The sequence below is a fragment of the Buchnera aphidicola (Cinara strobi) genome (assembly GCF_900560745.1).
Lineage (GTDB): Bacteria > Pseudomonadota > Gammaproteobacteria > Enterobacterales > Enterobacteriaceae > Buchnera_F > Buchnera_F aphidicola_AJ.
The window spans coordinates 78,493-101,960 of the sequence record NZ_LR025085.1 but is presented as its reverse complement, the minus strand read 5'-3'; the positions used below and the strand labels follow the sequence as shown (position 1 = coordinate 101,960).

General features: G+C 23.6%; 22 protein-coding genes and 1 tRNA gene. 5 read left to right on the top strand and 18 right to left on the bottom strand.

All coding sequences use genetic code 11. The features are described from left to right. Positions 1–370: 370 nt before the first annotated feature. A complete protein-coding gene (gene rplY / locus EAO23_RS00475) occupies positions 371–667 on the bottom strand; it encodes a 50S ribosomal protein L25 (RefSeq protein WP_158348984.1) in 297 nt (98 codons plus the stop codon). Positions 668–790: 123 nt separating this feature from the next. Continuing rightward, positions 791–1,666, bottom strand: coding sequence for a deoxyribonuclease IV (nfo, locus tag EAO23_RS00470; RefSeq protein ID WP_158348983.1), 876 nt, complete (start codon positions 1,664–1,666; stop codon positions 791–793). A gap of 228 nt (positions 1,667–1,894) precedes the next feature. Here nfo and EAO23_RS00465 point away from each other — a divergent pair, with 228 nt between their 5' ends. Beyond that, positions 1,895–2,776, top strand: coding sequence for a glycine--tRNA ligase subunit alpha (locus tag EAO23_RS00465; RefSeq protein ID WP_158348982.1), 882 nt, complete (start codon positions 1,895–1,897; stop codon positions 2,774–2,776). A gap of 3 nt (positions 2,777–2,779) precedes the next feature. After that, a complete protein-coding gene (gene glyS / locus EAO23_RS00460) occupies positions 2,780–4,870 on the top strand; it encodes a glycine--tRNA ligase subunit beta (protein WP_158348981.1) in 2,091 nt (696 codons plus the stop codon). Positions 4,871–5,183: 313 nt separating this feature from the next. Here the strand turns inward: glyS and EAO23_RS00455 are convergent, their stop codons facing one another. From EAO23_RS00455 to EAO23_RS00420, 8 genes are all read right to left on the bottom strand, one after another. Further along, the gene (locus EAO23_RS00455; RefSeq protein ID WP_158348980.1) at positions 5,184–5,504 is read right to left on the bottom strand and encodes an integration host factor subunit alpha; all 321 of its coding nucleotides are present in this window, start codon (positions 5,502–5,504) and stop codon (positions 5,184–5,186) included. Between the two features lie 5 nt (positions 5,505–5,509). Beyond that, positions 5,510–7,915: a phenylalanine--tRNA ligase subunit beta gene (gene pheT, locus EAO23_RS00450; RefSeq protein WP_158348979.1), complete on the bottom strand. Its 2,406-nt coding sequence runs from the start codon at positions 7,913–7,915 to the stop codon at positions 5,510–5,512. Positions 7,916–7,933: 18 nt separating this feature from the next. Beyond that, positions 7,934–8,956: a phenylalanine--tRNA ligase subunit alpha gene (pheS, locus tag EAO23_RS00445; RefSeq protein WP_420021823.1), complete on the bottom strand. Its 1,023-nt coding sequence runs from the start codon at positions 8,954–8,956 to the stop codon at positions 7,934–7,936. 98 nt (positions 8,957–9,054) lie between these two features. Next, on the bottom strand, positions 9,055–9,417 hold the full coding sequence (gene rplT / locus EAO23_RS00440) for a 50S ribosomal protein L20 (protein ID WP_158348978.1): 363 nt from the start codon (positions 9,415–9,417) through the stop codon (positions 9,055–9,057). A 50-nt stretch (positions 9,418–9,467) separates the two neighbouring features. After that, positions 9,468–9,665 (bottom strand): 50S ribosomal protein L35, encoded by a 198-nt coding sequence (rpmI, locus tag EAO23_RS00435; RefSeq protein WP_158348977.1) that lies wholly within the window; start codon positions 9,663–9,665, stop codon positions 9,468–9,470. Positions 9,666–9,719: 54 nt separating this feature from the next. After that, entirely contained in the window at positions 9,720–10,256 is a 537-nt protein-coding gene (gene infC / locus EAO23_RS00430; RefSeq protein ID WP_158348976.1) for a translation initiation factor IF-3, read from the bottom strand. A gap of 3 nt (positions 10,257–10,259) precedes the next feature. Beyond that, complete coding sequence (gene thrS / locus EAO23_RS00425) at positions 10,260–12,194, bottom strand: threonine--tRNA ligase (protein WP_158348975.1); 1,935 nt, start codon at positions 12,192–12,194, stop codon at positions 10,260–10,262. Positions 12,195–12,333: 139 nt separating this feature from the next. Then, the gene (locus EAO23_RS00420; protein WP_158349262.1) at positions 12,334–13,380 is read right to left on the bottom strand and encodes a 3-deoxy-7-phosphoheptulonate synthase; all 1,047 of its coding nucleotides are present in this window, start codon (positions 13,378–13,380) and stop codon (positions 12,334–12,336) included. Between the two features lie 577 nt (positions 13,381–13,957). On the opposite strand from EAO23_RS00420, the gene EAO23_RS00415 reads away from it, so the two are divergent. After that, entirely contained in the window at positions 13,958–14,320 is a 363-nt protein-coding gene (locus tag EAO23_RS00415) for a HesB/IscA family protein (protein ID WP_158348974.1), read from the top strand. Between the two features lie 37 nt (positions 14,321–14,357). Here EAO23_RS00415 and tyrS read toward each other — a convergent pair whose 3' ends face one another. The 3 genes from tyrS to EAO23_RS00405 all read right to left on the bottom strand — a co-directional run bounded on the left by tyrS (position 14,358) and on the right by EAO23_RS00405 (position 16,363). Continuing rightward, a complete protein-coding gene (tyrS, locus tag EAO23_RS00410; protein WP_158348973.1) occupies positions 14,358–15,644 on the bottom strand; it encodes a tyrosine--tRNA ligase in 1,287 nt (428 codons plus the stop codon). Between the two features lie 263 nt (positions 15,645–15,907). Then, complete coding sequence (locus EAO23_RS02085) at positions 15,908–16,042, bottom strand: endonuclease III domain-containing protein (protein WP_269460654.1); 135 nt, start codon at positions 16,040–16,042, stop codon at positions 15,908–15,910. 48 nt (positions 16,043–16,090) lie between these two features. Beyond that, entirely contained in the window at positions 16,091–16,363 is a 273-nt protein-coding gene (locus tag EAO23_RS00405) for an endonuclease III domain-containing protein (protein ID WP_158348972.1), read from the bottom strand. A 191-nt stretch (positions 16,364–16,554) separates the two neighbouring features. Here EAO23_RS00405 and EAO23_RS00400 point away from each other — a divergent pair. Next, positions 16,555–16,627 (top strand) — tRNA-Val (locus tag EAO23_RS00400). Between the two features lie 20 nt (positions 16,628–16,647). Continuing rightward, positions 16,648–17,979 carry a tRNA lysidine(34) synthetase TilS gene (gene tilS, locus EAO23_RS00395; RefSeq protein ID WP_158348962.1) on the top strand — a complete coding sequence of 444 codons (1,332 nt, stop codon included), beginning with the start codon at positions 16,648–16,650 and terminating at the stop codon, positions 17,977–17,979. 3 nt (positions 17,980–17,982) lie between these two features. Here tilS and metG read toward each other — a convergent pair whose 3' ends face one another. The 5 genes from metG to EAO23_RS00370 form a co-directional block, all read right to left on the bottom strand. After that, on the bottom strand, positions 17,983–19,626 hold the full coding sequence (gene metG / locus EAO23_RS00390) for a methionine--tRNA ligase (RefSeq protein WP_158348956.1): 1,644 nt from the start codon (positions 19,624–19,626) through the stop codon (positions 17,983–17,985). Between the two features lie 255 nt (positions 19,627–19,881). After that, entirely contained in the window at positions 19,882–21,294 is a 1,413-nt protein-coding gene (gnd, locus tag EAO23_RS00385; RefSeq protein WP_158348954.1) for a decarboxylating NADP(+)-dependent phosphogluconate dehydrogenase, read from the bottom strand. A 64-nt stretch (positions 21,295–21,358) separates the two neighbouring features. Next, positions 21,359–21,973 carry a bifunctional phosphoribosyl-AMP cyclohydrolase/phosphoribosyl-ATP diphosphatase HisIE gene (gene hisIE / locus EAO23_RS00380; RefSeq protein ID WP_158348953.1) on the bottom strand — a complete coding sequence of 205 codons (615 nt, stop codon included), beginning with the start codon at positions 21,971–21,973 and terminating at the stop codon, positions 21,359–21,361. Then, complete coding sequence (gene hisF / locus EAO23_RS00375) at positions 21,967–22,743, bottom strand: imidazole glycerol phosphate synthase subunit HisF (protein WP_158348951.1); 777 nt, start codon at positions 22,741–22,743, stop codon at positions 21,967–21,969. Before hisF ends, hisIE begins: the two co-directional genes overlap by 7 nt. Then, complete coding sequence (locus EAO23_RS00370) at positions 22,722–23,465, bottom strand: 1-(5-phosphoribosyl)-5-[(5-phosphoribosylamino)methylideneamino] imidazole-4-carboxamide isomerase (RefSeq protein ID WP_158348950.1); 744 nt, start codon at positions 23,463–23,465, stop codon at positions 22,722–22,724. Before EAO23_RS00370 ends, hisF begins: the two co-directional genes overlap by 22 nt. Between the last annotated feature and the right edge of the window lie 3 nt (positions 23,466–23,468).

Here is a 23,468-nt window from a genome sequence, read left to right as displayed (position 1 = left end):
GAAAATATTTAGAACATATATTCTACAAATATATCATCATTAATAATGATGTATATTATTTATAATACAAAAATAATTATCTTACATAAAAACCATAAAATACCTTTAAATATTTTATTATTTAATTTTATCGAAAAATTTTACATATTTGTATTTATAATAATAAAACTTCATTATATTAATTTACAACTATATTTATGTTTAAAATTTATATCTTTTTTAAAATGTCGGCACGAAAATTTTTTCTAAACTTAAATTTTATCTATTAAATTACAGAAATAAAAATACGTGCCAACATAAATATTTTATAAAAATAAAAAATATTGACATTACTATCTAGATAAAATAAATTCCCTTTATTATAACATAATTATCCAATACATAAGAAATCTATATGTAACAAAATAGGTTTAAACGCATGATATTGAATATCTTTAACTATAACTAAAAATTTTTTATTTTCTAAAAAAATAGACATTTTTTTAGAAAAAAGTATATCTTTTTCTTGTAAGTTAAATATTTTATCATGATCTAATAAAATCAATAACTCATTTTTTAAAAATTTTTTACCATATATGATTCCAGGAACTTTTCGCTGAACTTTTCTAACATATCGACTATTATTAGTTCCTCGCTTAATTCTAAGAATTGCATTTAATATTATCATATCTTCTAATCCTATTAAAGTAAAAAAAAATACATTTCAAAAAATAAAAAAATATTTTTAACTTTTAAATATACATTTAAAAATATTAATTATCTTAATTGCTAAAAAGAAAACCGATAAAATTTATATGTTTAAGAAACTAGCTGTATATAATAACGATTCTTGTTTTAACCAACGTATTTCACTTTTCCACAAAGACTTATCTTTTGTTTCTAAAATTAAAGGTATATCTTGAAATTCTTTTGTCTGAACAATATTAGAAAAAACATATTTTTTTATTTTCCCATAACCTAAATTATGATGACGATCTAATCGACTATTAAAATTTCTTTTAGAATCATTCATATGAATTCCGTATAAATATTTTAGTCCTATCAAATTATGAAATTTTTTAAATGTGAATATAAAACTATTTATATCATTCAACTGATAACCAGAAGCAAATAAATGACAAATATCTAAACAAACTCCAATTCTTAATTTATTTTTAATATGTCGAATAATAAAAGCTAAATGTTCGAAACAATAACCAACATTACTTCCTTGACCTGCTGTATTTTCTAATACAATAATTATATGCTCTGTTTTACTTAAAATAAAATTAATAGAATCTATAATGTTTTCCAAGCATTTCTTTTCTGTAATCTTATATAAATAACTTCCAGGATGAATATTAATCATCATTAAACCTAATTGATAACAACATTTAATTTCTTGAATAAAATAATAACACGATTTTTCTCTCATGTTTTTGTCAGGATGCCCTAAATTAACTAAATAACTGCTATGTGGTAAAATACTTTTAGAATGATAATTATATTTTTTACACAATCGAACAAAATTATTTATTGTTTTTTCTTTTAAAATTGGAATACGCCATTGCAATTGATTACTTAAAAATAAAGAAAAAGCCGTTGCTTCTAATTCATGTGCACGTAGAATAGAATTTTCTAACCCGCCAGCTGAACTAACATGAGCCCCTATATATTTATGTATCATAAAAAAACTCTCAATTCAAAACATATTGATAATAATAAAAATAAGTATGGTATACAAATACTACTTTGATTATAATTATCAAAAAATTATTCTCATAATTATTTTATAACAACTGAACATTAATTATTCAAAATAATAACCTAATTAAGTTTAATAAAAATTCTGAAATATTTTTTTAAAAAAATTCTAAATAATAAAAATTCTAATAACAAACAAAGAGTTGCTGCTATGTCACAAATTACACCAACATTTTATAATATCATACAAAATTTAAAAAATTTCTGGAATAAACAAAAATGCATAATCTTGCAACCACTAGATATTTCTGTAGGTGCTGGAACATTTCACTATCATACATTCTTTAATGTTCTTAGAAAAAAACCAGTATCTATTGCTTATGTTCAACCATCTAGACGCCCATCAGACGGAAGATATACAGAACATCCTAATCGACTACAACATTATTATCAATTCCAAGTTATTATTAAACCAGCTCCTAAAAATATTCAAAAAATATATTTATCTTCTTTAAAAAAAATAGGTATTGACATAAAAAATAATGATATTAGATTTATAGAAGATAATTGGAAAAACCCTACCCTAGGAGCATCAGGTTTAGGATGGGAAATATGGTTAAATGGAATGGAAATAACACAAATTACATATTTTCAAAAAATGGGAGGTATTCATTGTAATGAATCTACTATTGAAGTAACATACGGGTTAGAGAGAATAGCCATGCATATTCAAGATTCTAAAAATATATACAATATAATTTGGGATAAATATCTAGATAAAAATATAACATATTCCGATATATTTTTAAATTATGAAAAGGAAAATTCGTCTTATAATTTTAAATTCTCTAAAACTTTAATCCTATTAAAATTATTTAAATTACATATGAAAGAATCAGATCGACTAACCAGCTTACATGTCCCGCTACCAATACCTGCATACGAACATATGTTACATTCCATTCATTACTTTAATTTATTAGATTGTAGAAAAAAATTATCTACTACTGATCGAACTGATTATATATTAACAATACGAAAAAAAATAAAAAAAATTGCTATACAATACATCCAAAAAACCAATAATGAGTAAAAAATGAATCCAAAAATCTTACTAATTGAAATACAAACAGAAGATTTACCAAGTAAGGAATTAAGCAATATAGCTAAATTTTTTTATTCTTTTATTAAAAAAGACTTAAAAAAAAATCAAATAAATTATCAATCTATTTCTTTATTTTATACTACTAAAAAAATAGCATTAAAAATTTTTTCTTTATCATATATACCAAAAATACGTTATATTAAAAAAATAGGACCATTAGTAGAAAAATCATTTAATAAAAAAAAAACCTTTACACCATTAGCTTTGAATTGGATAAAATCCAATAACATTCAAAAAGAAAAAGTAAAAAAAATTACAATAAAAAAAAAAAAATATTTACTTTATTTAAAAAAAAAAGAAAATGTTTCTCTAAAAAAAGTTTTAAAAAAAATCATACCTAATGCAATTATACATATACCATTAAAAAAATCTATGTCGTGGGGGGTTAATACAATTCGATTTTCACGCCCTATACGAAATATTATGGTTTTATTAAACGAAAAACTAATTTCGTTAAATCTAGTTAATATTTCTTCAAAAAATATTTCTTATGGTCATTTTTTACTTTCTCCTAAAAAAATTTTTTTTAATCATGCTAATGAATATAGCGTAGAGTTATTTAAAAAAAAATACATTATGATTGATTATTTTGAAAGAAAAGAAAATATATTAAATCAAATAAAAAATTTAGAAAAATCTTCTATTACATCTGTAAATATTAATGAAAAACTATTACATGAAATAACAGCATCAATAGAATGGCCAAAAGCTTATTTAGGGAAATTTAAAAAAAAATACTTAAATATACCAGAAGAAATAATTACTTATATTATAGAAGACAATCAAAAATATTTTCCATTATATGAAAAAAATACAAAAAAAATAACAAATAATTTTATTTTTATCAGTAATATTGAAACAACTAACTCAAAAAAAATTATTCAAGAAAATGAGCAAGTATTATGTTCTAAACTAGATAATATAAATTTTTTCTTAAAAAAAGATCAAAAAATATCATTTTCTAAAAGATTAATATTACTAAAAAAAATTTCTTTTCAAAAAAGAATTGGAACAATGTATGATAAAACACTCAGAATAATAGAAATTAGTGAATACATTGCAAATATTATACATGCTGATATTTTATTAACAAAACGTGCTGCACAATTATCAAAATGTGATTTAACAACAAATATAATAACAGAATGCACAGCGCTACAAGGAGTAGTAGGAATGCGCTATGCATTAATGCATCAAGAAAAAAAAATAGTAGCCATAGCCATTAAAGAACATTATTTCCCTAATTTTTCTGAATCTAAATTACCTAAAAGAAATATTTCATGTGCATTAAGTATCGCTGATAAAATAGATACAATTACTGGAATTTTTACTATAGGTAAAATTCCTAAAAAAAATAAAGATCCGTTTGCACTACGAAGAGCTGCAATTGGAATTATTCGAATAATAACTAAAAAAAAATTCAATATAAATTTACCAGATTTAATTGAAAAATCTCTGAATTTGTACAAAAATTCACAAGAAAACCCAGAACTAAAACCATTAATTTTAAATTTTATTTACTCAAGATATAAATCACTATATTTAAAAAAAAATTATGATAAACAAGTAATTGATTCTGTTTTATCGCTAAAATTAGTAAATCTTATTGATATAAACAAAAGAATTAAAACTATTAATAAATTTAAAAAAAAAAATAATATAGAAAATATTTTATCTACATATAAAAGAATTAGTAATCTTCTCTCTAAAAAAGATAAAAAAATTAAAATTATTAAAATTAATTCATTTAATTTACAGTACACTCAAGAAATAACTAAATATGAAAAAATATTAATCAAATTAATTAAAAAAATTCAAAAAAAAATTCATCCAGTAAATAAAATAGATTACTTAATTTTATTAAAAGACATACAAGAATTATGTTACCCAATAGAGAAATTCTTTAAAAACTCTTTTATTTACGATAAAAATATAAAAAAACGTTCATTTCGTATTTTTTTACTAAAAAAAATACAGAAAATATTTTTATATATAACTGATTTTTCTTATTTGTACTATTGATATGTTAATCAAAAAATTATATCAAAATATATATTGGTAAAAACTAAAATATTAAAATTTATATATAAAGAAATTTTTAAATATATTTAAGTATATATTTAAAAATTCTTTCTATAATAAGTCTATTTTAAAAATAAAAAAATTTAAAAAAACCAACATTAATATAAAGACATAAATTAAATTTTTATATAAAATTAAAATCTATTATTTTATAAATACCATAAAAGATTTATTAATACTAAAAAAATGATAAATCTATTTTCTTACTATAAATACAGCAAATAACATCTCTACTATAAAAATAATATTATGACTAATAATTATATAATATTTTTTTTTTTTTAACATATTTTAAAGATTCTACCCGATTTCTTAATTTTTGACCAGGCTTAAAAACTACTACTCTGCGAGCAGAAACCAAGATATTTTCACCAGTTTTTGGATTTCGCCCTGGTCTTTGTTTTTTATTACGAACATAAAAATTTCCAAAACCAGATAACTTTACCTCTTCACCTGCTTCTAAAGATTTTCGAACTTCTTCAAAAAAAATTTCTACTAAATTTTTTATCTTTTGTTTGCTGAGTTCTAACTTATTAAATAAGTAATCTGAAATTTCTGCTTTAGTTAATACCATATAATTTAATCTCTTAAAATCGCTCCAAATTTATCCTTAAGAGCAGTAACACATTGCGAAATGTTTAAATTAATATCAGATTCTATTAACGTATTTTTAAAACTATTGAAAGTAAAACAAATAGATATACTTTTTTTCCCAACAGGAATATTTGAACCTGTATAAACATCATATATATATATATCAGTATTTTTTATACTAATATTATTACGACAAACATCAATAATATCTTTACTAAGTATATTACTGGAAACAATTATAGAAATATCTCGTTGACTACTCGGTAGTACTGATATATATTTTATCTTAATGGACCTGCTATCACAAATTTTTTTCCACATTATTTCAAATAAAATTACTGAATCGTGTAAATTAAAAACATTATAAAAAGAAGGATCGAGAACCCCGATACGACCGATAAATTGGCCATTCAAATATATTCCAGCACTTTGTTCTGAGCATAAACCAATAAAATTTTCAGGAGAAAACTCTACACAATTCATTTTTCCACAAATATTTAAAATAGACTCAACATCTCCTTTTAAATCATAAAAATCAAATTTTCTATTTTTTAAATACCATGAACGATGACTATAAAAACCACTAATAGCTAAAGCTAAATAGTCATTTTGAAAAACTTTTTTAATCTTCCCCTTTTCTTTTTTAGAAAAAAAACATAAACCTGTTTCAAATAGTTTAATAGACTCATTTTGTCGTTTTTGATGATAAGAAACACAATTTAGAAGTCCAATCCATAATGATAACCTCATTTCAGACATATCACTAGAAATTGGATTTATAATAGATAAAGAATTAGATTGTGTTATAAAAAACTTTTGTACTACAGGATCAATAAAACTATATGAAATAATCTCAAAATATCCACGATCTATAAGAAATAACTTTATTCTCGAAAGAGAGATACGTTCTTTTGTATGCTTAAAACTTAAATTCCAATTTTTTGGAGGAGAGGATTGAATTTTCTCAAAACCATAAATTCGAATAATCTCACTAAATAAATCCTCTATAATTCGAATGTCAGTACGCCAATATGGGGGAGTAATAAAAAAATTGTCTTTTTTACTAAAAAATTTAAAATAACAAATTTTTAAAATTGATAAAATATCTTTTTTGGTAAATTTGATTCCTGATACTCTATTTATTCTATTAATATTTAAAGACAAAAGGTTAGATTCAGAATAATCTTTTTCTATCTTATATTTTTTTAATGTAGTCGTTTCCCCGCCACAAATATCTAATATTAAATTTTGAATATATTGAAAAATATTTTTTTGTGTACTTGGATATACATTATATTTTAAATATTCTATTTTTCTTTCAACACCAATAATTAAATTTCTAGATTGAATAAATTCAGCTTCAAAACAAATAGATCCTAAAAATAAATTCTTCGTAATAGAGTTAACAGAAGAATAATGAGAATATTCCATATCTTCAAAAGAAAGAATATTTTTCAGATCTGATAAAATAACTGTTCCTTTTACTAAGGAAATACTTTTGTTATTCTTATCTTGAATAACCTGTTTTTCTTGTAATTCTTTTATATATATCTCTTGTTTTAAGTAATCTAAATCAAAAACATGAAACCAATGTCCAGTTTCTATAAAAATATAATTTATAATGTTTAAAATAATATTATCACTTAATAAATTCGATACTCTTAAACGTTCTTGCATTCGAAAAGGAAAAACAGATGGTACTTTTAATGAATAAAATTCACAAAAAATATATTGTATATTAGAATTCTTTATATCAATGTTAATATTAATTCTTGGTTCACTTAATACTTTTTTTGGAATAAAGCGTGATTTATATTTTAATTTTGGTAAAGGTAAATGATTTAATACAGCAATTTCTCGAGATATCCCCCAAACAGAACGTAAATCTATTCGATTAAAAGGTATAAAAAATTTCATAATATCATTATATGAACATAAATAATGATTAAAATCAGACCCTACTTTCAATTTTTTAGAAATAATAATTACTTCTTTATTATTTTTTTCTATTCCAGCCAAATGATAGGAACAAAATACACCGCTTATCTTATTTTTATATAAATAACAAGATAATATTTTCATATCCTTTATTAAAGAAGATTGAGGTAAAATAACAGGTATTTGAACTCCTGCTGATAAATAGTTTTTTTTTTTATTTATAATATAAATTTTTTTTGTTCTTGAAATACGTACTCTATATAAAATTAATCTTTTATCAGGAAAATATTTTTTTTTTGAAACGATTCGACCAATTACTGTATTAGAAAAATATTTTTTTTTTTCTTGAATATAATTCACTTCACAACCAAATATTGTTAGTTGTTTACATAAATTTATATTTGAAATAGGTAGATCGATCCATTGACGTAACCATTCTGCTCCAATCTTCATTTACCGTATCTCGTTATATTAAACAAATTGTTTTAAAAATCGTATATCGTTTTCAAAAAAACAACGAATATCAGATATTCCATATTTTAACATAGCTATCCTTTCTACACCAACACCAAACGCACAAGCAGAATAAACGTTACAATCAATATCAAAATTCTTTAAAACATTCGGATGAACCATCCCGCATCCTAAAATTTCTAACCAATCCCCAGATTTATTTTGAATATCCATTTCAGCTGAAGGACAAGTAAAAGGAAAATATGAACTTCTAAAACGCACTTTTACATTTTTTTGTAAAATTTTAATAATAAAATTCTCTAAAATCCACTTTAAATTAGAAAAGGAAATTGATTTATCTACTATTAAACCTTCAATTTGATGAAACATTGGAGTATGTGTATTATCATAATCACGTCGATAAACTTTTCCAGGAACAATAGCTTTAATAGGATAAGAATATTTTTCTAAAATCCTAATTTGCACACTAGACGTTTGTGTCCGTAAAACAAAATTCGGGTCTAACCAAAAAGTATCATTTATACTTCTAGAAGGATGATTTTTTGGTATATTTAAAGAATCAAAATTATAATATTTATTTTCTAACTCCGGTCCAGAATATGTCAAAAATCCCCAATAATGAAAGATATCTTGAATTTGACTAATGACTAAATTAATAGGGTGTACACTTCCTCGTTCTACTCTTCTTCCTGGTAACGAAGAATCTAAAAAAAATTCATTATTTTTACTATTTAATAAATTATTTTTTATTTTTTGTTTTTTTTTAGTAATTATTTTTTGAAAGTCTCTTTTAAAACTATTTAATATTTTTCCACATTTAATTCTTTCTAAAGAATATATCGTATTTAATTTTTTAAAATAAAAAAAAACCAAACTATTTTTTCCTAAATACTTAGATTTAAAGTTATTCAATTCTGAAATATTATCTATATTTTTTATTTCTTTAATAGCAGATATAGTAATTTTTTTTAAAGATTGTTGTATTTCTTTTAGTATTTTCACTGGTGTTCCAGGATTCAATTATAGATAATTAATAAATATATTTTTTCAATTATTTTAAAATCATATCGGGGAGATTGGTTACTCCCTCTAATAAAAAACTTAACAAGTTATTCAAATCAATTATTAAATAAAACACGTTTCGAACAATCTACTAATTTACTAAATGCATTTTTATCAAAAATTGCAGTTTCCGCTAAAATTTTTCGATTAATATTAATGAATGATTTCTTTAATCCATACATAAATTGGCTATAAGATAAATTATAAATTTTAGCTGCAGCATTAATTCGTATAATCCACAATTTTCGAAAATTCCTTTTCTTATTACGTCTATCTCTATAAGAATATTGTCCTGCTTTAATTACTGCTTGCTTTGCTACTCTATATACACGAGAACGCGCTCCATAATACCCTTTAGCTAATTTAATTATTTTTTTATGACGAGCATGCGCTGTTACTCCTCGCTTTACACGAGCCATTTACAATTCTCCCTTATTAAATATAACCTATAAATACATTTATTTGCTGATCAAAGATATGGAAGAAGCTGGGATACTGAACGATAATCAGCTGATGAAATAATAACTTTTTTACGCAAAGGACGTTTATAATTAGTATTTTTTTTTGTTAAAATGTGACGTAAATTAGACTTTTTATATTTAAATAAACCAGAAGCAGTTTTTTTAAATCTTTTTGCTGCACTACGTAATGTTTTAATTTTAGGCATAAAAATTCCAAAATAAAATATTTTTTTAAAAATAAAAAATAAATAAGAGCAAATTTATTTTCTAGGAGATAAAATCATTACCATCTGACGACCTTCAATACGCATAGGGAATGACTCAATATTTGATAAATCAGACAAATCTTTTTTTAATCTATTTAACATACTTACTCCGATATGCTGATGAGCCATTTCTCGACCACGAAATCTGACAGTAATTTTTACTTTATTTCCATCTCTTAAAAATCGAATTAAATTTCTTAATTTAACTTGATAATCCCCTTCATCTGTATTAGGTCTAAATTTTATCTCTTTTATCTGAATAATTTTTTGTTTCTTTTTTTGTTTTTTAAGTGCTTTGCTTTTTTCATACAAGAACTTACCGTAATTCATGATACGACACACTGGAGGTTTAGAATTCGGACTAATTTCCACCAAATCAAATCTACAATTTTTAGCCTTCTCTAAAGCATAATTCAGATTTACTATTCCTAACGGTTCCCCTTCCAAACCCATTAATCGAACTTCAATAGAACGTATTTCATGATTAATGCGATGAGGGTGAGATAATTTGTTTTTTTTTCCAACTTTAATACTCTAGTCCTCCATATAGAAATCTTCTATACAATAATTTTGAATATTTCTAACAATATTTCTAATAAAACTATCAATATCTTGTGTATATTGTTTTTTACAAAATCGATTACGTATAGTTAAATAATTATTTTTCATTTCATTATCACCATATATTAAAATATATGGTATTTTTCTTTCAAAAAATGAACGAATTTTTAAACTAATGCTATTACTTGTAAAATCTGAAATAACTCGAATTTTATGAAATAATAGCTTTTGTACTATATTTTTTGCAGATAAGACATTTTTTTTAGAAACACTAATTATAGAAACTTGAACAGGGCATAGCCATAATGGTAGCTGACCATTATATTCCTCAATTAAAATTCCTATAAACCGTTCTATGGAACCTAAAAAAGCTCTATGAATAATAATTGGGTTTTTTTTAGAATTATTTTTATTAATATAAAATGCATTTAATTGTTTTGATAAATAAAAATCTAATTGAATAGTCCCGCATTGCCAAACTCTATTTAAACTATCCTCTAAAGAAATTTCAATTTTTGGTCCATAAAACGCACCTTCCCCCGATTGATACTGAAACGATAATTGATTTTCCTTTAAAACAGATTCTAAATCCTGTTCTGCTTGATCCCAAATATAATCTTGACCAATTCTATTACTAGGACGCGTTGAACAAAAAATATTAATTTTTTTAAATCCAAAAGTATTATATAAATCTAATAATAAAATAATACAACTATTTAATTCAGATTTTATTTGTTCTTCAGTACAAAAGATATGAGCATCATCTTGCGTAAATCCACGAACACGCATTAACCCATGTAAAGAACCAGAAGGTTCTTTTCTATAACAACTTCCAAACTCAGCCATACGTATCGGTAAATCTTTATAAGATTTTAAACCATATTTAAAAATTTGAACATGTGCCGGACAATTCATTGGCTTAATGCAATATTCTCTATTTTCAGAGCTAGTAGAAAAAATAGATGATTGATAATACTTCCAGTGACCACTGTTTTCCCATAAAGATTTATCAATAATAACAGGACTCTTAACTTCAATATAATTATGCTTATTTAATTTATTACGAACAAAATCTTCTAAAGCTCTAAAAATAACATACCCGTCGTGATGCCAAAATACCATCCCAGGGGATTCTTTTTGAATATGATATAAATTTAATGATTTTGAAATTTTTCGATGATCACGTTGTTCTAATTGATTGATTTTAAATATAAATTTAGACAATTTTTCTTTAGAAGCCCTAACAATTACATGTATTCTTTGAAGCATTTTATTAGTCTTATTATTCTTCCAATACGCTCCAGAAATATCTCTTAATAAAAAATATTTACAAAACTTAATATTAGAGACCTGAGGGTGGAAACAGAACTCAAAATATTCTTCATGGTAACAAATATTAATTTCATCTTTTCCAACAGCTTGTTTCTTAATTATTTCTAATTGATAAATATCATTATTTTTTTTTAAAATATCTAAAAAAAATTTTTTGCAAACTGTTTGACTGACTATACCATATGCAGAAGATATTTTTTGTAACATTTTTTCTGAAATATGATTGAAATCATTTTTTTTTAAAACATAATTCATATCTATATCACAATAAAAACCATATTTTGTTATATGTCCATCAGCAAATTTAACATCTGGCCATATAGATCTTAATACACGACGTAGTAACTGCATACAAGACCGTTTCAACATTTGAAGAAAAACTGAATTTCTATCATCAATCATTACAATATTTGAATTCCTAAAAACTAATTCGTTTAAACTAATCAACTGGTCATTAACAAACCCAGCAATAAAACGTGCTGTATGATTAGGATAGATATCTTTAAAAACTGTCTTTAAAGTAACCGGCCTTGTATATGTTTTTTTTAATCCATCACATGTGATAATAACATGCATATCTGATCCCTAATAAAATTTATTTTAAAAACAATATATGTATGCTAATATAAAAATTATTTATAAACAAAACTAGCCGTAAAAATTATATATTTTATATATGAATAAAACAAGAACATCTATATTTGTATTAAAAAAATTAAAAACGAATTTTTACAGCATCTACTAATTGTTTAATTATTATACAACTATCTTCTAATCCTAAACAAGAATCAGTAATAGATTTCCCAAAAACTAAATTAGGAGTATTATCTATATTTTGAGATCCTTCTTTTAAAAAGCTTTCAATCATAACCCCTGATATAGAAGTAGATCCATTATAAATTTGACGAGAAATAGAATAAGAAACATCTAATTGTCGCTTATGATTCTTTAAGGAATTAGCATGACTAAAATCAACTATTAAATGTTCTGGTAAATGAAATTTTTTCAACTCTTGAATAGCAGAATGTATATCTTGTTTATGATAATTTGGTAACTTTCCTCCACGCATAATAATATGAGCACAATTATTTCCTGTAGTATGATAAATTTTCATCCTTCCGTCTTTATTAGGAGCTAAAAATAAATGATTCGCTTGAGCAGAACGAATAGCATCAATAGCAATTAAGATATTCCCGTCAGTTCCATTTTTAAATCCTATAGGACACGATAAATAAGAAGCTAATTCTCGATGTACTTGACTTTCAGTTGTTCTAGCTCCTATAGCCCCCCAGCTGATTAAATCAGAAATAAACTGACTTACCGTAGAATCTAAAAATTCCGTTGCAGTAGGAACTCCTATTTGATTTATTTTTAATAAAAGCTTTCTTGCTATTTTTAAGCCTGAATTTACTTTTAAACTTCCATCTAAGAAAGGATCCGAAATTAAACCTGTCCAACCTAAGACTGTTCGAGGTTTTTCAAAATATGTTCTCATAATAACTTCTAGATATGAAGAATACTTTTGACGTAAAAATTGTATTTCCTTTGCATATTCTAATGCAGCTACAGGATCATGAATAGAGCAAGGGCCGATAATTACCAATAATCGTTTATCTTGACCAGACAAAATATTTCGTATATTATTTCGCGTTAATTGAATTAGATTATATACATCAGAAGTGATTGGATAACATTCTGATAAAAATTTAGGAGTTATTAATAACTTATCTTTCATACTATTCAATTGATTAATATTATTCATCTTTCTCTCTATATTATAGTTGTCAAACATTTTCGTACTTCAAAAAACAGTGATTCTGTTGGAATAAATATATATATATTTTAGTAAGGATCATAAAACATAAATAATATTTTATGGTATATGTTTTCCTTTTCATTTATGATCGATAAATATTCACTTATTTATGAGATATTAAATATCATACCATATTAAAATCACGTAATTAAAATTTAATCAAATTAAACAGTGAATATAATTAAAAATTATTTTTATAAAAATAACTTTATTATAAAATAATTTATTATTTAAAACAAAATTTTTCTATATATTAATTATTTTAATCAAGTTATTACATAATTTTTTTAAAAAAGAGAATTACAGCAATTAAGTTGAAAAATTTAAAACTTACAAACTTCATAATATTTGATATAAATAAAATCAGATTCAATAAAATTATTATATACTATAAAAAATAAAAAATTATTATAATCTCTAATAACAATGTATTCAAATAATTATATACTTACTCATAAAAAAACAATATAATATTTGAATATAAAAAATACTAATATTTTTAAATATTTATTGGAAAAATATTATGAACAATCAGAAAAAAAACAAAAAAAAAAGTGTACCAATAACCATTAAAATAACAGAAAAAGCAAAAAAGCAAATTTTATTTTTAATAAAAAAACAAAAAAAAAATAAACATATAAAAATAAAGATTAAAAAATCAGGATGTGCCGGAATAAAATATCAATTAATTTTATCTAATAAAATAAAAAACTCTGATTATATATTTTACACTGAAAATATTACCTTCATTTTTTCTAAAAAATGGATTACTCTTTTAAATAATATAAAAATAGATTTTTTAACTAAAGGATTGACATCTTCTTTTATTTTTATTAATCCAAAACACACTTCAACCTGTGGTTGCGGGGAAAGTTTTAAAATTTAAAAGATATTATTATTATAGCAATATTTTTATCAAATATTTAGTTTTCCCATTTTACCAAAACATAATTTTTCCTTCCTCTACATAATAGAGTATATTGATTAAACAATTTATCTGATGAAATAAAATTATAATTTTTTTTTGTTTGAACTATTCCATTAATCTTAATGGCTCCGGATATAATCATATTACGAGATTGAGTTAAGGAACTGGACAAACTGGATTTTACTAAAACGTTAGATAAATCAAAATAAAATTTACAAGTAATAAAAGGTATTCCATCTTGAAGCAATTGAAGAAAATCATCTTCCTTCATATTATTAATAGATCCACCGCCAAATAAAATATATACAATTCGTTTAACAGATAGAAGAGATTTCTTTCCATGAACTAATTCAGTTAAAAAATCTGCTAAAAAAATTTTTTTGTTAATACAATTTTTTATATCATCAATGTCATTAAATTGTACATGCATCATATCTGTATTCATACGAGTAAATAAAGAAATATAATTATTTACTTCTTGATCTGTTATATTTATCCAAAATTGGTAAAAAGTATAGGGACTAGTACGACTTTTATCTAACCATATTGTACAATTCTCAGTTTTTCCAAATTTTTCACCATTAGGTTTTGTTAGTAAATGAGTAGTTGCTCCAAAAACTTTTTCGTTATATAATTTTCGAACCAAGCGTATTCCAGATAAAATATTACCCCACTGGTCTGACCCACCTATCTGTAACTTTACACCATATTTTTTATATAAAATTGAAAAATCATATGCCTGTAACAGGCTATACGTAAATTCTGAAAAAGACATTCCAGTTTTTTTTTCAAATAATCGCTTTTTTACTGATTCTTTATGAATCATTTGATTAACCGGAAAATAAATTCCTACTTTTCTCAAAAAAGATAATATTGAAAGATCTTTTAACCAAGAATAATTATTTAAAATAATAACTCTATTTTTATTAGAATTATTATTTTTAAAAAAAACTAATAATTGTTTCTCTAAACACGACTGGTTGAAACGCAGGAAATCTAGTGTATGTTTTTTTCTTTCATACATTTTAAAACTAGGATCTCCTACTATACCAGTAGCCCCTCCAAGCAAAATAATAGGTCTATGACCAAAGTCCTGAAAATATTTTAAACATAAAATAGGCAATAAATGTCCAACATGCAAACTATTACTGGTAGGATCAAACCCACAATATACAGAAATATGTTTATTTTTTAAACTCATGTATAAATCTTCTCTATCGAAAACTTGAGAAAAAAAATTTTTTTTATCTAAAAAATCTAGAATATTAATATCACTCACCATTGAATTAACCTATTAAAGTAATAAATTTATAGAAATAAACTACAACACACAATAATTAAAAACTGCTATATATTTAATAAATTTTACTAATAGTTTTTACATGAATATTCACAGAAATTAATAATATTACATTTAGAACATTCTGGACGCAATTATTTACAAAAATAACGACTATGAAAGACAAACCAATGATAAACACGAGACTGAAATTGAATAGAAACATAATAAAATAATTTTTTTTCTACTATTTTTGTTACAGATCCTTAAGCAAATCCAGTTCTATTAGATACTCTAAATACATGCGTGTCTACTGCTATAAAATTTTTATTTAATGCAATATTTAAAAATAAACTAGCAGTTTTTCTACCAATACCAGGAAAAGATAATAATGTCTTCATATTCATTGGTATAACTTTATTATATACATTCGATAAAATTCTACAAGCTTACATAATAAATATAGTTTTCTTATTAAATAAGCCAATAGTACGAATAATATTTTTAAGCTTATTTAAACCCAACTTAAGTATATCAGTAGAATTAGATACCTTTAAAAATAATTTTTTAGTAACTCTATTAACCTGAATATCAGATGATTTAGCAGATAACATAATAGCAATAAATAATTCAAAATATGTATTATACTTTAAACCAATACTTAAATTTAGATAATCTTTTTCAAATTTCTTTAAAATTAAAAGTCGTATTCTATTATTCATATATATTTCAAAAATTATTGAAAATTCATTAAAATGATTTATAAATTAAAAAAAATAAAAATATTATATTATTTATTTTAAATAAAAAAAATATTACTAATATTCATTAATATTAAAAATATAAATATTTTTTTTAAAAAAAATAATATTTTTATTGATCTGCATCAATATATAATATAAAATGTTTAAACACGTTCGTAACTCAATGGTTAGAGTGCTACTATGACATAGTAGAAGTTAGTGGTTCAAATCCACTCGAACGTAAAAATTAAGTAATACAAATTATGTTGATAAAAAAATTATTTTCAAAATATCCTAATCAAAAAAAATTTTTAATTGCTTTAAGTGGTGGCGTTGATTCCACAGTATTATTACATCAATTAATTATATGGAATAACAAATATAATAATATAAAAATACGTGCAATACATATTAATCATAATTTACATCCACATGCTCTTTCAGCGCAAAAACATTGTGAAAATATTTGCAAGAAAAATAAAATTCATATTACTCTTAAACAAATACAAATATCTCAAAAAAACAAATACGGAATCGAAGGGTCTGCTAGAAAAAAAAGATTAAAAATTTTTAAAAAAAACTTATTACCAAAAGAAGTACTTTTAATGGCACATAACCTTAATGATCAATGTGAAAATCTATTTTTATCTTTAAAAAGAAAAAGAGGATCAGATGGATTATCTGGAATGAAATTTGTTTCTATTTATAAAAAAATAATTATCATCCGACCTCTGCTTCATATAAAAAAGGAAAAAATTATATCATGGGCCACAAGTAATAAAATTATTTGGATAGATGATCCATCTAATAAATACCTTCAATATGACAGAAATTTTTTAAGAAATATAATTTTATCTAAAATACATGAACGATGGCCATATTTTTTAAAAAATTGTATTCATAGTATGAAAATACTAGCTAGTAATCAAAAATCTTTGAACTTTTTTGTTCAAAATTTTATTAAAAAAAATAGTTTTTTAAATAAAGATTTATCGTTATTAAATTTTCATTCTCTACCAATAGAAGCAATATATTCTATTTTAAAAGAATGGTTAGAAAAAAGAAGTAGCAAATCTATAAAAAAAAATATAATTAAAAGATTACATCAAGAGATAATTATAAATAAAAATTATCATAATAAAAAAATAATTTTTAATAAAAAAGAGATTCGAAGATTTCAAAATACTATATATTATATACATCCTTACAAAAATATCAAAAAAACTATTTTATATTGGAAGAATATTCTTATACCTTTAAGATTACCAAATAATTTAGGAGAGTTAACTTATAAACAAGAGAATATTCTAAATAATAAAAAAAATATTTATTTACCAGCTCCTAAAAAAATAAATTCTATCAGTATTCGATTTCATATTTCAAGAAAATATATTTGTCACAAAACAAAAAAAAGAATCAATATTAAAAAAATTTGGCAAAAATATAATATCCCTCCTTGGATGAGAAATAACATCCCATTATTATTCTATGATGAAATATTTATTGCTGGAATAGGAGTATTCTCTATGTATAAGCCTCCTTTTAAAAATAAAAAATATATTAAAATAATATGGACAACAAATATTATTAAATAAAAATTATTTATATTTTTTCAAAAAATAATCAACTTTACTTCTTTCAATACGATGGTAAAGAATAGAGAAATTATTAATTTTATGACTTAATAAAGGTTGATCAATTTCACTCCATAATAATGGTTTATTCAAAAACAATTCAGTTTTTTCTGCTAATACCGGCATAATTGGTTTTAAAAAAATCATTAATACTCTAAACAAATGTATTCCAAAAGAACAGATATTGTGAACCTTGTCTTTAAATAAATGATTTTTTATTAATATCCATGGTTTTTTTTGACTAATATACTTATTAGCAAGATCAGATAAAAATCTGATTTTTTGTATAATTCTAGAAAATTTCCTTTCTTCAAATAAATCTTCAATTAATATAGCTTCACGGGTAAATTGTTGATATAAAGAAGAATTAACTAAAACATTCGATAAAGTATTAAAAAAATATTTTTTTAAAAAAGAAGCGCTCCTAGATGCTAAATTCACAATGTTGTTAACAATATCTGAATTAATTTTATTAGCATAATCATATAAATTCATTTCTAAATCTTCAATATTATTAGATAATTTAGAAGAAAAATAATACCGTAAAGAATCAGAATCAAAACATGATAACCATTTACGTCCAGAAATCATGAATCCTTTCGACTTAGATAATTTCAATCCTTGAAACGTTACATAACCATGAGCAAATATTTTAGTAGGTTTTCTATAACCGCATGCTTCTAGAATAGCCGGCCAAAATAAACCATGAAAATAAGTGATATCTTTTCCAATAAAATGATATAACTCATATTTAGAATCTATTGACCAAAAATCATTAAAATTTATTTCTTTTTTAATATCACATAGTTCTTTAAAACAACTCATATATCCAATCGAAGCATCCATCCAAACATAAAAAAATTTATCTATATATCCAGGAATTTTAAAACCAAAATAAGGATAATCTCTTGAAATATTCCAAGAACGTAAACCTAAAGATAACCATTCCTTTAATTGATTTGAAACCGGAAGTTGCAAAGATCCAGAAACAATCCAATTTTTTAAAAATGGTGAAAAATAAGATAATTTAAAGAATAAATGTTTTGATAATCGTATACAGGGAGTAGTATGTGATATTTCCGAAATAGGATTTAATAATTCTATTGCATTATAAACAGCACCGCAAGAATCACAATTATCACCATATTGACTAGAAGCTTTACATTTTGGACATGTTCCTTTAACAAAACGGTCAGATAAAAACATATCACATGATATGTCATATAACTGTGAAATATTTTTTTCTATAATGAATTTTTTTTTTTTTAAAAGATAGTATATTTTATTACATAAATTTTTGTTTTCTTTTTGGTGAGTCGATGAATAATTGTCGTAAATAATAGAAAACTTAAATAAATCATCTTGATGTCGATCCTTCATGCTAGAAATTAATTTTTCTGGATTCATGTTCATACTTTTAGCTTTTAACATAATAGCAGTCCCATGAGTATCATCAGAACAAATAAAAACAACTGAATGTCCTTTCATTCGAAGATATCTAACCCAAATATCCGCCTGAATATGTTCTAATAAATGCCCTAAATGTATATCTCCATTTGCATATGGGAAAGCGCAAGTTACTAACATTGTACGATTAGGATTATTCATAAAATGACCGCTTTTAAATAAAAATATTTGTTAAAAAGAATTTCATTTATCAAAAAGTAGCTTACTATTTATCTAAATTAATAAAAATTTATTAAGAAATAAATATTCTATCAAGTTAAAAATAAGCTATTTTTTAAAAAGTACCTATCAACTAATATAACATATGTATATAACTATATACACAAAAATCAAAATATTCAAAATATCTATAAATTTATATCGACCACTCTATATATGATATATAAAAATTTTATTCTAATAATCTATCCAGTTTGTATGAAAAGAACCAATTTTATCAATTCTTTCGTAAGTATGAGCTCCAAAATAATCTCGTTGGGCTTGTATTAAATTTGCTGGAGAATCAATAGTTCGATAAGAATCGTAATATGATAAAACACTAGAAAACAATGGAACAGCAATTCCACAACCAATAGCTGTAATTACAATATTTCGTAGAGAAATTTGATAAACATTAATAATATCTTTAAATTGAGGCGCAAATAATAAATCAATTATATTATTGTTACTCGAATAAGCTTGAACAATTTCATTTAAAAAATCTGCTCGAATAATACATCCAGCACGAAAAATTTTAGAAATATTCGAAAAATTTAAATTCCAATCGTAATATTCAGAAGCCCGCTTCATTAAAGAGAAACCTTGAGCATAAGAAATAATTTTTCCTAAATATAAAGCTTTTCGAATATCTTCAACAAATACTATTTTATTAAAATTTTTAATTTTATTTACTAAAGGCCCTGATAAAATTGTAGATGCAATCATCCGGTTTGCTTTTAAAGAAGAAAGATATCTTAAAAAAACTGATTCTGTAATCACCGAGCATGGAACATTTAAATCTAATGCGCTTTTAGCTGTCCATAGACCAGTTCCTTTACTAGAAGCTGAATCTAAAATATAATCAATAATAAAATTATTCTCAATATCTTTTTTACGTAAAATATTTCCAGTAATCTCAATAAGATAACTAGATAATTCCCCTTGATTCCACTTATCAAAAGTATTAGATAATTCAATGTTTCCCATACCAGCTATATGTTTTAACAAAAAATACGCTTCTGAAATCAACTGCATATCACTATACTCAATACCATTATGAACCATCTTAACATAATGCCCTGAACCATTTGGTCCAATATATTTTACACATGCCTCTTGATTATACTTAGCTGAAATAGTTTTTAAAATTGGAGAAATTATCTGATATGCCTTTTTATCTCCTCCAGGCATAATAGCCGGTCCTGTTAAAGCTCCTTCTTCTCCTCCTGATATCCCTACTCCTAAAAATTGAATTTGTTTTTTTTTTAAAAAATTAAATCTTTTAATAGTATCTTTATAAAAAGAATTTCCCCCATCTACAATAATATCACCTTCCTGTAAGAATGGTAATATCGTTTCTATCATGATATCAATTGGAGTACCAGATTGTATCATTAATAAAACACACCGCGGTTTTTTCAAAGAATAAATAAATTCTTTTATAGAAAGATATGGAAATAAACGATCTATCGATTTTTGAAATAATTGTTTCATTGTCTCACTATCAGATCGGTTAAATACAGAAACAAAATATCCATGATTTGCTATATTAAGAGCTAAATTTTTTCCCATCACACCCATTCCGATAATACCAACACTACTTTTAGCCATATGTTCCTCACTAAAAATTATTTTTATTGACATAATAATTTAATAAAAAGATAAAATTAAAAAATTAATCATGAGAACGATTTTTTAAATTTAAAATAATTGATTTAAAATCTATATTCATATCTTGCAATAAAATTAATACATGAAATAATAAATCAGATACTTCATTGATTACATTAACGCGATTATTTTCTAGAAAAGCAATTATTGACTCTATTGATTCTTCACCAACCTTTTGAGCAATACGGTTTCTTCCAAGAGTAAATAAATTTTTAATATAAGATTTATTTAAATAATTATTTTTTCTAATTTTAATTATCTTTTCTAATTTATATAAAAAAGAATGAGCTAGTTCAGAGGAATCAAAACAACTAAATTTATTTAAATGACAAGTTTTTCCATCCGGTTTCACTTTTACTAGAATAACGTCATTGTCACAATCAGTTGTAATGTGCTTAACATGTAAAAAATTTTTCGATTTTTCCCCTTTAATCCATAATCTGTTTTTCTTTCGAGAATATAACGTAAATAATTTATTATTGATGGTTTGTGCGCAAGCATTCTGATTCATATATCCAAACATTAATATTTCGCCAGAAATATAATGTTGCGCAATAGCTGGAATCATATTATTCATTTTATTCCAATTAAGATGATTTATATTTTTTGATATCAACATTTTCTAACTATTACTCCTTTTTGGGCTAAAAAATTCTTCAAACTAGAGATAGAAATTAATTTTTTATGAAAAACAGAAGCAGCTAAAGCACCATCAACATCGGTCAATCTAAATACATCAAAAAAATCATTTACACTACCAGCTCCTCCAGAAGCAATCAGCGGGACTGAACAAATTTTTCGTATTTCTTTTAACTGGTTAATATCATAACCTGTCTTTTTTCCATCAGTATTCATAGTGTTTAAAACAATTTCTCCAGCACCTAACTTTTGCACTTCTTTAACCCAGTCCATAGTTTTCCAAGATGAAGAACTACATTTATATTGATTACCTGTATACTTAAAAACTTGATAATTTTTATTAATTTCATCATACCATGAATCTATCCCCACAATTACACATTGAGTTCCAAAACGATTAGCTAATTTACTAATTAATGTTGGATCATTGAGTGCCGGGGAATTAATAGATATTTTATCTGCTCCTAATGATAAAATTAATCTAGCATCTTCAACAGATCTAATACCTCCAGATACAGAAAAAGGTATGTTAATTATTTCTGAAATACTAGTAATCCACTTAATATCTAAAATTTTTTTTTCAGGTGAAGCTGAAATATCATAAAAAACTAATTCATCAATACCATTATCAGAATAATATTGAGCTAGTTCAAGAATTTCGCCTACAATTTTATGATCACGAAATTGAATACCTTTAACCACTACTCCATTTTGAACGTCTAAACAAGCTATAATACGTTTTGCCAACATTGTATAGCCTCCAAAACAGTAAATTTACTTTCTAAAAGAGCGCGACCTATTATAACATGTTCTATATTATTTTTTTTTAATTTATCTAAATCTAGCAACGAACTAATTCCACCAGAAGCTTGTAATATAATGTGAGGAAAATATTTTTTTAAATATTTGTATAAATATATATTTGGTCCTGAAAAAGTACCATCCCTAGAAATATCTGTACATAATATATACTTTAATCCATACGGAAGAAATTCATTTATTATCGAATCTAATGTAATAGTAGTAATTTTTTTCCAACCATTAATTGCTATTTTATATTCTTTTTGATTATTAATATGTACATCGACTGCTAATACAAAATTTTCACAACCATATTTTTTTAACCAATACTTAAACTTATCAGGATTTAGAATTGCTAATGTTCCAATAACAATTTTTTTAGTACCTGCTCGAAACAAGTCTTCTATATCACTTTTTGAGCGAATACCTCCACCTACTTGAAAATTAACACGATCACGAAAAAAAGAAATAATTGTTAAAATTTCTTTCTGACGATTTTGAGGGCAACTAGATCCATCCAAATCAACTAAATGTATATTGTTAGCTCCTTGCTGTATATATTCATCTATTTTTTGATAGATATCAACTTTATAAAAAGTTTTTTTATTATAATTTCCTTTATATAACCGTACAATTTTACCTTTAATAAAATCTAATGAAGGAATAATCATTTG

Excerpts from the sequence above, each read along its gene's own strand:
- rplY (WP_158348984.1), bottom strand. The coding sequence starts at position 667 with ATGATAATATTAAATGCAATTCTTAGAATTAAGCGAGGAACTAATAAT.
- nfo (WP_158348983.1), bottom strand. The coding sequence starts at position 1,666 with ATGATACATAAATATATAGGGGCTCATGTTAGTTCAGCTGGCGGGTTA.
- EAO23_RS00465 (WP_158348982.1), top strand. The coding sequence starts at position 1,895 with ATGTCACAAATTACACCAACATTTTATAATATCATACAAAATTTAAAA.
- glyS (WP_158348981.1), top strand. The coding sequence starts at position 2,780 with ATGAATCCAAAAATCTTACTAATTGAAATACAAACAGAAGATTTACCA.
- EAO23_RS00455 (WP_158348980.1), bottom strand. The coding sequence starts at position 5,504 with ATGGTATTAACTAAAGCAGAAATTTCAGATTACTTATTTAATAAGTTA.
- pheT (WP_158348979.1), bottom strand. The coding sequence starts at position 7,915 with ATGAAGATTGGAGCAGAATGGTTACGTCAATGGATCGATCTACCTATT.
- rplT (WP_158348978.1), bottom strand. The coding sequence starts at position 9,417 with ATGGCTCGTGTAAAGCGAGGAGTAACAGCGCATGCTCGTCATAAAAAA.
- rpmI (WP_158348977.1), bottom strand. The coding sequence starts at position 9,665 with ATGCCTAAAATTAAAACATTACGTAGTGCAGCAAAAAGATTTAAAAAA.
- thrS (WP_158348975.1), bottom strand. The coding sequence starts at position 12,194 with ATGCATGTTATTATCACATGTGATGGATTAAAAAAAACATATACAAGG.
- EAO23_RS00420 (WP_158349262.1), bottom strand. The coding sequence starts at position 13,380 with ATGAATAATATTAATCAATTGAATAGTATGAAAGATAAGTTATTAATA.
- EAO23_RS00415 (WP_158348974.1), top strand. The coding sequence starts at position 13,958 with ATGAACAATCAGAAAAAAAACAAAAAAAAAAGTGTACCAATAACCATT.
- tyrS (WP_158348973.1), bottom strand. The coding sequence starts at position 15,644 with ATGGTGAGTGATATTAATATTCTAGATTTTTTAGATAAAAAAAATTTT.
- EAO23_RS02085 (WP_269460654.1), bottom strand. The coding sequence starts at position 16,042 with ATGAAGACATTATTATCTTTTCCTGGTATTGGTAGAAAAACTGCTAGT.
- EAO23_RS00405 (WP_158348972.1), bottom strand. The coding sequence starts at position 16,363 with ATGAATAATAGAATACGACTTTTAATTTTAAAGAAATTTGAAAAAGAT.
- tilS (WP_158348962.1), top strand. The coding sequence starts at position 16,648 with ATGTTGATAAAAAAATTATTTTCAAAATATCCTAATCAAAAAAAATTT.
- metG (WP_158348956.1), bottom strand. The coding sequence starts at position 19,626 with ATGAATAATCCTAATCGTACAATGTTAGTAACTTGCGCTTTCCCATAT.
- gnd (WP_158348954.1), bottom strand. The coding sequence starts at position 21,294 with ATGGCTAAAAGTAGTGTTGGTATTATCGGAATGGGTGTGATGGGAAAA.
- hisIE (WP_158348953.1), bottom strand. The coding sequence starts at position 21,973 with ATGTTGATATCAAAAAATATAAATCATCTTAATTGGAATAAAATGAAT.
- hisF (WP_158348951.1), bottom strand. The coding sequence starts at position 22,743 with ATGTTGGCAAAACGTATTATAGCTTGTTTAGACGTTCAAAATGGAGTA.
- EAO23_RS00370 (WP_158348950.1), bottom strand. The coding sequence starts at position 23,465 with ATGATTATTCCTTCATTAGATTTTATTAAAGGTAAAATTGTACGGTTA.